This is a genomic window from Stenotrophomonas sp. CFBP 13718, from assembly GCF_014842145.1.
GTDB lineage: Bacteria > Pseudomonadota > Gammaproteobacteria > Xanthomonadales > Xanthomonadaceae > Stenotrophomonas.
Genome location: NZ_JACYVC010000005.1, coordinates 74,816 through 88,878 on the forward strand (window position 1 = coordinate 74,816; position 14,063 = coordinate 88,878).

Consider the following 14,063-nt stretch of genomic DNA (forward strand, 5'->3'; position numbering starts at 1 on the left):
GATTCATATTCCGTCCTGCAGCAAGGCCTTTTCGTGCAACAGGGCTACACTTTCATTTTCCCAACTGGGCAACACGACTCGCTCTGCCATGAAATCGCAAAAGTCTGCAGTCAAAACCGTGAAAACCAAGCCCGCTACGGCGGAAACCCAGCTTGTCCCGGCAACTGGTTTCTCGCTGGAACCGGTGTACACGGCCTTGCGCAAGCGATACCCCGCGGCGGGGCAGGCCGAGGCCGTGGCCTTCGCCGCCGATTTCTACAAGCGCATGGAGGCGGACGAGTTCCCGCACCACAGCGCCGAGGAATGGGCTGCGCTGGCCGCCGATACGCTGGAATTCGCCCGCAACCGCAAGGTCGGCAAGGCCAATGTGCGCGTGTTCAATCCGACGGCCAAGGCCAACGGGTGGGAATCGCCGCATACGGTGCTGCAGATCGTCAATGACGACATGCCGTTCCTGGTCGACACCGTGACCATGGCGCTGGCCGAACAGGGCATCGGCGTGCACGTGCTGGGTCACCCGGTGATCCGCTTCGGGCGCGACAAGGCCGGCAAGCTGTCCACGGTCGGGGAGGGTGACGTCGAGTCGGTGATGTTGCTGGAGATGGACCGTCAGTCGCCCGAGGCGATGGCTGACATCGAGCAGAGCATTGGCAAGTCGCTGGAAGAAGTGCGCTCGATCGTGCGCGATTGGCAGCCGATGCGTGACAAGGCGCTGGCCGTGGCCGAAGACCTGGGCAGCCGCCAGCTGCCGGTCGACGATGCGTCGCGTCGCGAGGCGCAGGAGTTCCTGCGCTGGGCGGCCGACAACCACTTCACGTTCTTCGGCTACCGCGAGTACCGCGTGCAGAAGGAAGGCAAGGAAGACGTGCTGGCGCCGCTCAACGACACCGGCCTGGGCCTGATGCGCGGCCGTGACAAGTCTGCCGCACGTCCGGTCAAGACGCTGGCCGCCCAAGGTCTGAACACCACCACCGGGCTGAAGGATGCGTTGATCCTGACCAAGACCAATGCCCGCTCGCGCGTGCATCGTGCCGGTTACATGGATTACATCGGCGTGCTGGAGTTCGATGCCAAGGGCCGCATCATCGGCGAGCAGCGCTTCCTGGGTCTGTTCACCTCCAGTGCCTACAACCGCCGTCCGTGGGAAATCCCGCTCGTGCGCCAGCGCTACGAGCACGTGATGGAGCGTTCGGGTCTGTCGTTGTCCAGCCATAGCGGCAAGGCACTGCGCCACATCCTGGAAACCCTGCCGCGCGAAGAGCTGTTCCAGTCCAGCGAAGACGAACTGTTCCGCACCGCCATGGGCGTGCTGGGCCTGCAGGAGCGCGTGCGCAGCCGCCTGTTCCTGCGCCGTGACAAGTATTCCCGTTTCATCTCCGCGCTGGCGTTCCTGCCGCGCGAACGTTTCAACACAGACGTGCGCCTGCGGATCGAAGCCATGCTGCGCGACGCCCTGCAGGGTGAGCACGTGGACAGTTCGGTCGTGCTCGGCGATTCGCCGCTGGCCCAGGTGCACCTGATCGTGCGGCCGAAGGCCGGCCCGGTGGTCGATGTGGACACCAACGCGCTGGAACAGAACCTGGCCCACCTGCTGCGCAACTGGCAGGACGACCTGCGCGAAGCGCTGGTCACCCGTCACGGTGAGACCGAAGGCCTGCGTATCGCGGCCCGGATCGGCAAGGCATTGCCGGCCGGTTACATCGAAGACAACAGCACCGCCGTGGCCGCCAGCGATGTCAGCCAGCTTGACGCGCTGACCGGTCCGGACGATCTGCGCCTGAGCCTGCAGACGGTACCGCGCGAGAGCGGTGACGGCCTTCGCCTCAAGCTGTACCGCCAGCTGGACGACATCCCGTTGTCCGATGCGCTGCCGATGATGGAAAACATGGGCCTGCGGGTCATCTCCGAGCGCCCGTACCGGCTCTCCGTGGACGACGCGCCGGTGTACGTGCAGGACTTCGAAGTGGAGTCGGTGGCCGGTGCCATCGATGCCGCCAGTGTCGACGAAGCCTTCGGCCAGACCTTTGCCCGCGTGTGGCACGGTGACGCCGAGAACGACGGCTTCAACCGCCTGGTATTGGCCGCCGGCCTGCATTGGCGCCAGGTCGCCATGCTGCGTGGTTACTGCAAGTACCTGCTGCAGACCGGCGTGCCGTTCTCGCAAGCCTATGTGGAAGGCACGTTCACCCGCTATCCGCTGCTGGCACGCCTGTTGGTGGAGCTGTTCGAAGCGCGCTTCGATCCGGCGACCGGCAACGAGAGCAAGGACGACATCGCGGCCGGCCAGGCCACGCTGAAGGCGCATCTGGATGTGCTGGCTGCCGGTGACGACGCCACGCTGAAAGTGCTCAAGGGCGTGGTCGACGCTCGCAAGGGCGACCGCAACGGGCAGATGCAGGCCGCGCGCGATGCGCTGCTGAAGCTGATGGACCGTGTGTCCAGCCTGGACGAGGACCGCATCCTGCGCAGCTTCATGGGCGTGATCGATGCGACCCTGCGCACCAGCTACTACCAGAGCGATGCCAACGGCCAGCCCGGCCATTGCATCAGCTTCAAGTTCGACGCCGCGCTGGTGCCGGACCTGCCCAAGCCGCGCCCGTACCGCGAAATCTTCGTCTACGGTCCGCGCGTGGAAGGCGTGCACCTGCGCTTCGGCGCGGTGGCCCGCGGCGGCCTGCGCTGGTCGGATCGTCGCGAAGACTTCCGTACCGAGGTGCTGGGCCTGGTCAAGGCACAGATGGTCAAGAACACCGTGATCGTGCCGGTCGGCGCGAAGGGCGGCTTCTTCGCCAAGGTACCGCCGGCCAGCGGTGACCGCGATGCGGTGTTCGCCAATGGCGTGGCCTGCTACAAGCTGTTCATCCAGGGCCTGCTGGACATCACCGACAACATCGTCAACAACAAGATCGTGCCGCCCATCGATGTGGTGCGTCACGACATGGACGACCCGTACCTGGTGGTGGCCGCCGACAAGGGCACCGCGACGTTCTCCGACATCGCCAACGGCCTGGCCATCGCGCACGGCTTCTGGATGGGCGATGCGTTCGCCTCCGGCGGCTCGGTCGGTTACGACCACAAGGGCATGGGCATCACCGCACGCGGTGCGTGGGAGTCGGTCAAACGCCACTTCCGTGCACTGGGCCGTGACAGCCAGAGCCAGGACTTCACCACGGTCGGGGTCGGCGACATGTCCGGCGACGTGTTCGGCAACGGCATGCTGTTGTCGCGCCACATCCGCCTGCTGGCCGCGTTCGATCACCGCCACATCTTCCTTGACCCGAATCCGGATGCCGCCACCACGTTCGTGGAGCGCGAGCGTCTGTTCACCGTGCCGCGCTCCAGCTGGGCCGACTACGACGCCACGCTGATCAGCAAGGGCGGTGGCATCTTCCCGCGTTCCCTGAAGTCCATCGAGATCACCCCGCAGGTGCGCGAAGCGCTGGGCCTGGAAGACGGCGTCAAGGCGATGTCGCCCAACGACCTGATGAGCGCCATCCTGAAGGCGCCGGTCGACCTGCTGTGGAACGGCGGCATCGGCACCTACGTCAAGGCAGCCAGCGAGCAGCACAGCGATGTCGGCGACCGTGCCAACAATGCGCTGCGCGTCAACGGCGGCGAGCTGCGTTGCAAGGTGGTAGGCGAGGGCGGCAACCTGGGCATGACCCAGCTGGGCCGCATCGAGGCGGCACAGGCCGGCGTCCTGCTCAACACCGATTTCATCGACAACTCTGCCGGCGTGGACACCTCCGATCACGAGGTGAACATCAAGATCCTGCTCAACGACGTGGTGCGTGCGAAGAAGCTCACCGTCGAGCAGCGCAACAAGCTGCTGGCGTCGATGACCGATGAGGTCGCCGCGCTGGTGTTGAACGACAACTATCGCCAGAACCAGGCCCTGAGCCTGATGGAGCGGATGGCGGTCAAGCGCCTGGGTTCCAAGCAGCACTTCATCCGCACCCTGGAACAGCAGGGTCTGCTGGATCGCCAGATCGAGTTCCTGCCGTCCGATGCCGAGCTGTCCCAGCGCAAGGCGCGCGGCCAGGGCTTGACCCGTCCGGAGCTGTCGGTGCTGCTGTCCTACTCCAAGCTGGTGGCCTTCCAGCAGCTGCTGGAATCGGACATCCCGGAAGATCCGTACCTGTCCAAGGAGCTGCAGCGCTACTTCCCGCAGCCGCTGCAGAAGAAGTACGCCGATGCGATGGAACGTCACCGCCTGAAGCGCGAAATCATCGCCACGGCCGTGACCAACCAGACCATCAACCGGATGGGCGCCACGTTCCTGATGCGCATGCAGGAAGATACCGGCCGCTCCATCGCCGAGGTCGCCAAGGCATACACCATCAGCCGCGAAACACTGGATGCCCGCGCGCTGTGGGCGCAGATCGATGCGCTGGACGGCACCCTGCCGGAAGCCGTGCAGATCGACGCGCTGGAAGTGATCTGGAAGCTGCAGCGCGCCTTCGTGCGCTGGCTGCTGTCGCGCCCGGGCCCGATGCCGGGCATCACCGAAGCGGTCAACCGGTACCAGGCGCCGTTCAACGATATCCGCGTCGCGTCCGGCGTGCTGCCCGATTCCCAGCGCCCGACCTACGAGGCCCTGGTACAGCAGTGGAACGAGAAGGGTCTGCCCGCCGCGCTGTCGCAGCAGCTGGCCGAGCTGCACTTCCTGGAACCGGCGTTCGACATCATCGAACTGGCCCGCACGCGCAAGCTGAAGCCGGTGGATGTATCGAAGATCCACTTCCGCTTGGGCGAAGCGCTCAGCCTGCCGTGGCTGTTCGAGCAGATCGACGCGCTGGAGGTCAACGGTCGTTGGCATGCGGTTGCACGCGGCGTATTGCGTGACGAACTGGCAGCGCATCACCGCAATCTGTCCGGCCAGGTGATCGGCACCAAGGGCAGCGGCGCGGAGGCCAAGGTGGCGGCCTGGATGGGCCGTGACGACAGCAGCCTGCGCTTCACCCTGGCCATGCTCAGCGAACTGGCCGAGCAGAAGACGCTGGACTATCCGACCGTGTCGGTTGCGGTACAGCGGTTGGGTCAGCTGGCGTCGCACGGTTCGTAAGCGCATCCGCACTGATGCCCCACGGTCTGCATTGCACACCGTGGGGCCCGTGCAGAGCGTGCTTCCAGACTCCCGCGCCTCTTTGGCGCGCCCCCCTGACTGAGGGGGCTCTGGTCCGGATACCGTCCGGGTCGGCGGCACGTGGCGCGGTTTCCGCGCCACGTCCGGTTATGCTCTACCGGTACCCGCGCATCACCGGACAGCCTGCATGAGCGATTCTCCCCGCATTGCGTTTCTTGCCAGCAGTACCGAGCCGGCACGGCTTGCCTTGGCCGCGATGGTGGCACGGCATGGTGCCCATGCCCCCGAGGACGCGGACGTGCTGTGCCCGCTGGGCGGCGATGGCTTCATGCTGCAGACCCTGCACCGCTTCGGTCATCTGGGACGTCCCGTGTTCGGGATGAAGCTGGGGACGGTCGGTTTTCTGATGAACCAGTACCGCGACGATGACGATGTCGCCCGGCGCATCGCAGAGGCCGAGCCGGCGCACCTGCGTCCGCTGCAGATGATGGCCCTGACCGAATCGGGTTCAACCACCGGGTCGCTGGCCTACAACGATGTGTCCTTGCTCCGGCAGACCCGCCAGGCGGCCCATATCGGCGTGGATCTGAACGGCCAGGAACGCGTCGCCGAACTCATCGGCGACGGCGTGCTGGTGGCAACGCCGGCGGGCAGCACCGCGTACAACTACTCCGCGCACGGTCCCGTGTTGCCCTTGGGCTCAGCGACCATCGCCCTGACCCCGCTCGCCCCGTACCGTCCGCGACGCTGGCGCGGCGCCATCCTCAAAGCGGATACCGAAGTGCGCTTCCGCGTGCTGGACCCGTACAAGCGACCGGTCAGCGTCACGGCCGATTCGCATGAGACCCGGGACGTGGTCGAAGTCACCATCCGGGAATGCCGCGATCGCCAGGTCACGCTGCTGTTTGACCCGGAGCACAACCTGGAAGACCGGATTCTGTCAGAACAGTTCGTGTTCTGAGCGACAATAGGCGGCCGGCAACCGCCGGCTGCAGCAAGGAACCGAGCCGATGGGCGACAACACCCCCCGATTGTTGACGGTCGCGGTGACAGCACGCGCGCTCTTCGACCTGGAAGAGAGCCACGCACTGTTCGAGAGTAACGGTGTGGATGCCTACGCGCAGTACCAGCGCGAGCACGAAGACGATGTGCTGGGTCCCGGCGTTGCCTTCCCGGTAGTGCGTAAGCTGCTGGCCCTCAACCAGGGGGCAGGCCCGGAAAACCCGCGGGTGGAGGTCATCCTGCTGTCGCGCAATTCGGCCGATACCGGCCTGCGTATCTTCAACTCCATCCAGCATTACGGCCTGGACATCATCCGCGCCACGTTCACCGCCGGTGAACCCACCTGGCCCTACGTGAAGCCGTTTGGCACCGATCTGTTCCTGTCGGCCAATCCGGAGTCGGTGCGCAGCGCACTGCTGCACGGAATTGCCGCGGCCACCATCCTGCCGAAGCCGCCCGGCGAAACGGCAGCTGCGGCGGCCGACCAGTTCGTGGACATGCGTCGACCGGCGGGACAGTTGCGCATCGCCTTTGACGGCGACGCGGTGATCTTCGGCGATGAAAGCGAGCGTATTTCGCGCGAGCAGGGCGTGGAAGCGTTCGGCCGGCATGAGCGCGAGCGCGCACGCGAAGCATTGAGCGGCGGCCCGTTCCGTAACTTCCTGTCTGCGTTGCACACGTTGCAGGAGGTCTTCCCGTCCGGCGAAGACGCACCGATCCGTACCGCACTGGTGACGGCCCGTTCGGCACCGGCACACGAGCGGGTCATCCGCACGTTGCGGGAGTGGGGGGTGCGGCTGGACGAGGCGCTGTTCCTCGGCGGACGGCACAAGGGCCCGTTCCTGCAGGCCTTCGGCGCGGATATTTTCTTCGACGACTCCCAGCACAACATCGACAGCGCCCGCGAGCACGTCGCCGCAGGCCACGTACCGCACGGCGTCGCCAACGAACGCTGACCTGCCGTCGCAACACACCCCGGGCGGCCTGCGTCCGGGATCGCGACGTCGCAGCACGCCCCGGTAGCGCCGACCCATGGTCGGCGAGCGCCCCGCGCGGCCTGTGTCCGGGATCGCGATGCCGGAACGCCGAGCCGCCGAGCGTGGCTCGGCGCTACATGACACCTCCCAGGTAGCGCCGACCCATGGTCGGCGAGCGCCCCGCGCGGCCTGTGTCCGGGATCGCGATGCCGGGACGCCGAGCCGCCGAGCGTGGCTCGGCGCTACAGAACACCTCCCCAGTAGCGCCGACCCATGGTCGGCGAGCGCCCCGCGCGGCCTGCGTCCGGGGTTCGCGATGCCGGAACGGAGAGCCGCCGAGCGTGGCTCGGCGCTACAGAACACCTCCCCAGTAGCGCCGACCCATGGTCGGCGAGCGCCCCGCGCGGCCTGCGTCCGGGATCGCGACGCCGGAACGGAGAGCCGCCGAGCGTGGCTCGGCGCTACATGACACCTCCCAGGTAGCGCCGACCCATGGTCGGCGAGCGCCCCGCGCGGCCTGTGTCCGGGATCGCGATGCCGGAACGGAGAGCCGCCGAGCACGGCTCGGCGCTACGGGCGGGGTGCCGGTATCGCGTTGCGCAGGTCGACCACCCGCCAGCGCAGTCCCTGCGGTTCCAGCACCACCTGCAACGGCGGCTCGGCGGGTCCCCGATCTACATCCACCACGAACCGATCCAGCCGCTCGAACCGATGCCGGGCCTCCTTCAGCGGTTGCGCCGGCTCGGTGGCACCGTACGCATCGCCCCCCTGCAACTCGTTGCGACCCCGCTTGTACAGCACGTGTCCCTGCAGCAGGGCGCCGATACCCATCGGGGTGATCATCGTATCGACCGCGGCACCGCCCAGCTGTCCACCCAGCCCGTAGAGCAGCGCACCGAACGGGCTTTCGACCACGCCGGGCCCCGCCTGGCGGACCAGGTAGTCGCTGATCTGTGCGCGCAGGCTGACGCGAACCCGCGGGAAATCGACGTAACGTTCCAGGCGGGAGGTATCACGCTGCTCGATGGCAGTGGCCAAGCCATGGACGGTCAGATACGGGCCACTGAACCACCAGCCCGCAAGCGCCAGCACCAGCAACACAACAACGGTAATGAGTTTCTTCATCGGACAGGCAGCGCAGAGGAGGACACACAGCGTGCCGCATCGCCAAGGCGGCCGGGTTAAGCCTCAGTGACTGGGCGAGCCGCTGCCGTCGCCGAAGGCCTCGACCAGCGCCGCCAGGTCGGCCTCCGTCAGCCGCTCCGGATCGGTCTGCAGTACCTGTTCCAGGCTCGCCACCCGGGTCGTACCGAGGATGCCAGCCGCCACCCCGGGATGCCGCAGCACGTAAGCAAACGCGGTCTGCGCCGGGCGCTGCGAGCGGATCGCCGCCACCGCCTGCTGCATCGCGCGGGCGCTGTGCATCAGGCGACGGCTGCTCGGTTTCAGCCACGCGCGGGCAAGATACCAGGCATCGGCGAGGCGCGGCACACGGGCGCGCGCAGGCAGCAGGTGCCCCTGCGCCAACACCGTACCGGCCAGCACGCCGATGCCCGCGTCGTGCAGCAGGCTGATGTGCGTGCCGCGATCCTGCTGCAGTGCGTTGTAGTCCAACAGGACCACATCGAAGGCCGCCGGATGCGCCAGCATCCAGTCGAACGTCACCGCCGAATGGGTGTTGATGCCCGTGCTGCGGATAAGCCCGCGCTGTCGCAGCTGCTGCAGGGCGTGCAGCAGGTCATCGGTGATTTCGTGGCCACCGATGCCGTGCAACTGATACACGTCAAGGTAGTCCAGCCCCAGATTGCGCAAGGACGCCTCGCAGCTGGCGACGATCGCCGCGGGCGAAAAGTCGCGTTGCTCCGCTCCGCTGATGCCCGCTTGGCCGGTCAACGTGCCGCCCTTGCTCGAGATCACCAGCGAATCGCGCGGAAAACGTGACAGCAGCGGGCGCAGGATGCGACCGAGCCGAGGTTCCGCGTTGAACCCCGAGTAGTTGTGGCCCGTATCCAGCAGATTGAGTCCGCGCTCCAGCGCATGGGCGACCACGCGCGCGGCGTCGGCCTCATCGAAGCGCCGGTGCCCCCAGAATCCAGAGCAGCCCAGGCCGACGGGCGAAACCTGCAGGCCGGTGCGTCCGAGCGTTCGCCGTTGCTGAGCGAGCGGAGTGGTGCTCACGGGACTCAGAATTCCAGGTCCAGCGCAGCGCACAGGTAGTCCACGAACGGTCCCAGCGCGGCCAGGTCCTTGCCCAAGGTAGAGAGCAGACGCGGCCCCGTCATCATGGTGTCGTCGAGCGGACGCCACATGACCCAATTACGGTGCTTCAGGTCTTCGATGAACTCGAAATCCGCCGGGAATCCGCGCGGCGGCCGGACCAGTTTTTCCGTCTGCTCCAGCTCGAACCGTCGACGCAGTGCAGGGGCATGCGCGGCCTGTTTCCAGCTGCCCGGGTTGTCCAGGATGAAATGACGGATGCGCCGCTGGGTGTCCGGCTCCGGGTGCCACAGTCCTGCGCCGACGAAGCTTCCGCCGGGCTGCAGGTGGATGTAGAAAGACGGGGCGGCGACTTCACGGCGCCGCTCGTGGAACAGGCGGGCGCCCTGCCAGTTCTTGTACGGTGATTTGTCGTTGGAAAAACGCGCATCGCGGTAGATGCGGAACAACGATCCGCCCATCGTGCGCGTATCGGCACGGAACTTCGGGCTGACCTCGGCCAGTGCGGGCTGCAGGTCGCCGATCAGGCGCAGGAACGGCTGGCGCACGTGATCTTCGTACTGCTGCTTGTGCTCGTTGAACCACGGCTTTTCGTTATGCAGGGCCAGGTTGCGCAGGAAGGCGAAGCTGGCATCGGAAAAATAGGCACTCACAGGCTGTCCTCAAGCTGCTTGCCCCAATCGCGCAGTGCCTGCAGCAGCGTGTTGCGGCGCAGGTCGTCGGCCGACTCGGCGGCAAGGGTATCGATCTGTTCGCGGTACTCGGCGAGGTTCACCTCACCCAGGCGGTCGTCGCCCCGCAGTCGCTGCTGCCGGTAGGCCTGCCAGCGCGCCTGCGCGGACGGGTCCAGGCTGCCGGGATGGTTGCGTGCCCGGTAGCGCAGCAGCAACTCGGGCAGACGCGGGCCGTTGAACTCGCCCTCCAGCGCAGCCAATCCGTCCGCCGCGGTAGTGCGTACGCGTGCCAGCAGCGGTTTGTCACCGGCACCGAGGAAGCCATCGTAGATCGAGGCATCCACATCGGATGGGCCACCTTCGCGCGGGCGGGAAAAGACCAGGCGCGCCTTTTCGGCCAGCATCGGGGCGTGCGGACGCAGCCGCTCCACCTTGGCCTGGATGGCGTCGACGTCCAGCCCCAGCCGCGCGTGGTCGTCCGCACGCAGATGATTCCAGGCAACCAGCGCCGGCACCTTGTTGGTGTGCACTTCTTTCAATGGCACGCGCGCCATGCCCTCGGGCATCTCACTGGAGCGCAGGTACAGCCGCTCGGCGATGGTCTCGGCCGGCAGCTCCAGCAGCGCATCGATATCGCCCTCCAGATCGAACACGATGTACCGGTTGTTGATCTGCGGGTGCACGGCCAGCGGCAACACCGGGGCCGCGCACAGGCGCGTGGCGGGGTACCGCATGGAGATGTGCAACAGCGGTTGCAGTGCGGTCACATCCAGCAGGCTGGAAACAAAGCGCTTGTCACGCAGGCGCAGCGCGTACTCCCACAGGCGCGGCTGCGCCTTGCGGAACAGGCGTGCCATGCCGATCGTCGCGCGCACATCCGACAGGGCCTCATGGGCGTCGCCATCGCGCACCCCGTTGGCCTCGGCCAGATGTTCCAGCTTGAAGGACGTGGCGCCGTCCTCGCGTTTGGGCCAGACGATGCCCTCCGGGCGCAGTGCATGCATCAACCGCAGCATGTCCAGCAGGTCCCAGCGCGAGTTACCGTTGCGCCATTCGCGCTCATACGGGTCGAAGAAGTTGCGGAACAGACCATGACGGATGAACTCGTCGTCGAAGCGCAGCGTGTTGTAGCCCAGCGAGCAGGTGCCCGGACGGCTCATCAGGTCGTTGATGCGCGCCAGCGCGTCGGCCTCGCTGATGCCCTCGGCCAGCGCATGCTGCGGGGTGATGCCGGTCACCAGCGTGGCATACGGCGAGGGCAGCAGGTCATCGGCGGGACGCACGTAAAAGCTGACCGGCGTGTCGATCTCGTTGAGCTCGGCATCGGTGCGGATGGCAGCGAACTGGGCGATGCGGGTGCGGCGTGGATCCTGGCCGAACGTTTCCAGGTCATAGAACAGGAAGCTGTCAGCCATCAGTGCGCGCCCTCCAGCACCGGCAACTTGGCGTGCACTTCGGATTCGAGGGCGGACCAGTCGATCTGCAGCAGCGAATCGAGGCCGTGTGTGGCGTTGCGCAGGATGCGGCGCTGGATCCGGGTGCGCTCCAGCGCGACCGCGTAGGGCGTGTGCAGGAAGGTAACCATGGTGTAGTGTGGCACGAAGCGGGTAGGCCAGCGCTGCTGCAGCGCAAGCTCCAGTTCACGCTGCAGCAGGAACGTCGGCTCGGCGACCTGGTCACGCATCTCCACGTAGTTTTCCAGCGCCATCTGTTGGATCGCCCACGCATTCGGCGAGCGCTCCACTTCGAATGCGGCGTACGCCGTGCGCAGGTCCGTGGCCACATCCAGATGCCGCGCCAGTGCCACGCAGTCTTCAAAGGCGCAGTTCATGCCTTGGCCGTGGAACGGCACCATCGCGTGCGCGGCATCACCGATCAGCACGGCCTTGTCGTCACTGTGCCAACGCTCCAGATACAGCGTGCCGAGCAGCCCGGGCGGATGTGCATCCCAGTCCGCGCGCAGGTCGGGTATCAGAGGCAGCGCATCCGGGAATTCCCGCGCGAACAGCGCATGCGCCTGTTCACTGCTCACCACGGTGTTGAACCCCGGATTGCCCTTGTTGGGCAGGAACACGGTGACCGTGAACGTCCCTTCGTGGTTGGGCAGGGCGATGCACATGAAGCGGCCGCGCGGCCAGATGTGCAGCGCATTCGGATCGATCTGGAACGCACCATCGGGACCGGGCGGAATCTCCAGCTCCTTGTACGAGTGGTCCAGGAATTCGGTCCGCTCACCCAGTGGCTGGCGGCGGTTCATTGCCCCACGCAGTGCCGAGCCGGCACCGTCGGCACCGATCAGGCTGTCGAAGCGGATGTCGTGCGGCGTATCGTCACGGTCATCGATGAAACGCGCCTGCTGCGCATCGAAGTCGACGGTGTGCAGGCGGCGGTGGAAATGCACCGTCGCACCCGCCGCCTCGGCCAGTTCCAGCAGGGTGATGTTGAGATCGCGGCGGTGGATCGACCAGATCACTTCGCTGTCGTCGCGGCCGTAGCGCTGCAACTGCGGCGCGTCGCCGTCGCGCAGATGGACCATGCGGCCGCGCATCATCACCGCGCGCGCCATCACCGCTGCTTCCACGTGGGCGCCGGCCTGGCGCAGTGCATTGCGTCCACGCTCGGCCAGCGCCAGGTTGATCGAGCGCCCGCTTTCATAACCGCTCACGCGCGGATCGCCACGGCGTTCGTACACCGTGATGTTCCAGCCCTGCCGCGACAGCAGGATGGCCAGCAGCGAGCCGGCCAGGCCCGCGCCGACAAGGGTCAAAGATCGCGGGCGGGCAGGGGTCTTCAGAGAGGGCTGCACGGGCTCAGGCACCGGCCCACGCTTCCACTTCGTCGACGAAGTGGTGCACGTCCTGGTAGCGGTTGTAGAGCGGCGTGGGGGAGATGCGGATGACATCCGGCTCGCGCCAGTCGCCCAGCACGCCAACCGAGCGGAGATGCTCGAACAGGGCGCGGCCCCGCTCGCGGCCACCGATCACCCGCAGCGAGAGCTGGCAGCCGCGCCGCTCGATTTCGGCCGGGGTGATGCGCTCCAGCACGTGCGGCAGCCGTGCCTGCACCAGCGCGTCAAGCAGGCCGGTAAGCGCCTCCGATTTCTTGCGCAGCGCGTCCATGCCGGCGCGTTCGAACAGATCCAGCGAGGCACGCAGCGGCGCGAGACCGAGGATCGGCGGATTGCTCAACTGCCAGCCCTCTGCACCGACCGCCGGGGTGAACTGTGGGGCCATCTGGAAGCGGGTGGACTCTTCATGACCCCACCAGCCAGCGAAGCGGGGCAGGGTGCGGTCGCGGTGATGTCGTTCGTGGACGAACGCACCGGCCACGGCGCCGGGGCCGCTGTTGAGGTACTTGTAATGGCACCAGACGGCAAAATCCGGTGCCACGTCGTGCAGGTTGAGTGGCAGATTGCCGACCGAGTGCGCCAGGTCGAAGCCGATGGCGGCACCCTGCGCCCGCGCCAGTGCGGTAATGGCCTGCAGGTCGAATGCTTGGCCCGTGCGGTACTGCACGCCGGGCCACAGCACCAGCGCCAGCCGCGCGCCATGCGTGGCGATGGCCTGCTCGATGGCGGCGAGCGAAATCGTACCGGCGGCCTCGTCGGGCTGTACTTCCACCAGACAGTCGGCCGGGTCGAAGCCGTGGAAACGGATCTGTGCCTCCACCGCATGGCGGTCCGTCGGGAAGGCGCCTGCTTCCATCAGGATCACCGGGCGCTGCGCGGTGGGGCGGTAGAAGCTCACCATCATCAGATGCAGGTTGACGCTCAGCGTGTTCATCGCCACTACTTCGCTGGGCAATGCCCCCACCACCCGGGCCAACTGCTCGCTGACCAGCCGGTGGTAGCCCAGCCACTGGGTGGGGCCGGTGAAGTGGCCTTCCACGGCCAGTTCGCCCCACTGGCCCATCACTTCCTGCACCATCGCCTGCGCACCGCGCGGCTGCAGGCCCAGCGAGTTGCCGACAAAGTAGATCTGCTGGCCGCCATTGTGGCGTGGGATCAGGAATTCATCGCGCAAGGCGCGCAGCGGATCTGCGGCATCCAGGGCCAGGGCATGGGCGCGGGTAAGCAGTTCGGACATGAGGGCAGCGGCATAGATTGAC

The 14,063-nt window shown here is 66.7% G+C and carries 9 protein-coding genes; 3 read left to right on the forward strand and 6 right to left on the reverse strand.

Annotation, left to right across the window (positions count from 1 at the left end):
* Positions 1-88: 88 nt before the first annotated feature.
* From IFT58_RS09880 to IFT58_RS09890, 3 genes are all read left to right on the forward strand, one after another.
* Positions 89-5,065 (forward strand): NAD-glutamate dehydrogenase domain-containing protein, encoded by a 4,977-nt coding sequence (locus IFT58_RS09880; protein WP_192080023.1) that lies wholly within the window; start codon positions 89-91, stop codon positions 5,063-5,065.
* 208 nt (positions 5,066-5,273) lie between these two features.
* Positions 5,274-6,047 (forward strand): NAD kinase, encoded by a 774-nt coding sequence (locus IFT58_RS09885; RefSeq protein ID WP_188326905.1) that lies wholly within the window; start codon positions 5,274-5,276, stop codon positions 6,045-6,047.
* Positions 6,048-6,096: 49 nt separating this feature from the next.
* The gene (locus IFT58_RS09890) at positions 6,097-7,044 is read left to right on the forward strand and encodes a 5'-nucleotidase (protein ID WP_192094599.1); all 948 of its coding nucleotides are present in this window, start codon (positions 6,097-6,099) and stop codon (positions 7,042-7,044) included.
* A gap of 591 nt (positions 7,045-7,635) precedes the next feature.
* Here the strand turns inward: IFT58_RS09890 and IFT58_RS09895 are convergent.
* The 6 genes from IFT58_RS09895 to kynU form a co-directional block, all read right to left on the reverse strand.
* Positions 7,636-8,190 carry a DUF2939 domain-containing protein gene (locus IFT58_RS09895; RefSeq protein ID WP_192094601.1) on the reverse strand — a complete coding sequence of 185 codons (555 nt, stop codon included), beginning with the start codon at positions 8,188-8,190 and terminating at the stop codon, positions 7,636-7,638.
* 63 nt (positions 8,191-8,253) lie between these two features.
* Positions 8,254-9,243, reverse strand: a complete 990-nt coding sequence (locus IFT58_RS09900) for an aldo/keto reductase (protein ID WP_192094603.1) — start codon at positions 9,241-9,243, stop codon at positions 8,254-8,256.
* Between the two features lie 5 nt (positions 9,244-9,248).
* The gene (locus IFT58_RS09905; RefSeq protein ID WP_192080017.1) at positions 9,249-9,935 is read right to left on the reverse strand and encodes a TIGR02453 family protein; all 687 of its coding nucleotides are present in this window, start codon (positions 9,933-9,935) and stop codon (positions 9,249-9,251) included.
* Complete coding sequence (sbcB, locus tag IFT58_RS09910) at positions 9,932-11,371, reverse strand: exodeoxyribonuclease I (RefSeq protein WP_192094605.1); 1,440 nt, start codon at positions 11,369-11,371, stop codon at positions 9,932-9,934. Before sbcB ends, IFT58_RS09905 begins: the two co-directional genes overlap by 4 nt.
* Positions 11,371-12,750 carry an NAD(P)/FAD-dependent oxidoreductase gene (locus tag IFT58_RS09915; protein ID WP_249405667.1) on the reverse strand — a complete coding sequence of 460 codons (1,380 nt, stop codon included), beginning with the start codon at positions 12,748-12,750 and terminating at the stop codon, positions 11,371-11,373. Before IFT58_RS09915 ends, sbcB begins: the two co-directional genes overlap by 1 nt.
* Before the next feature lie 16 nt (positions 12,751-12,766).
* Positions 12,767-14,041, reverse strand: a complete 1,275-nt coding sequence (kynU, locus tag IFT58_RS09920) for a kynureninase (RefSeq protein WP_192094609.1) — start codon at positions 14,039-14,041, stop codon at positions 12,767-12,769.
* Between the last annotated feature and the right edge of the window lie 22 nt (positions 14,042-14,063).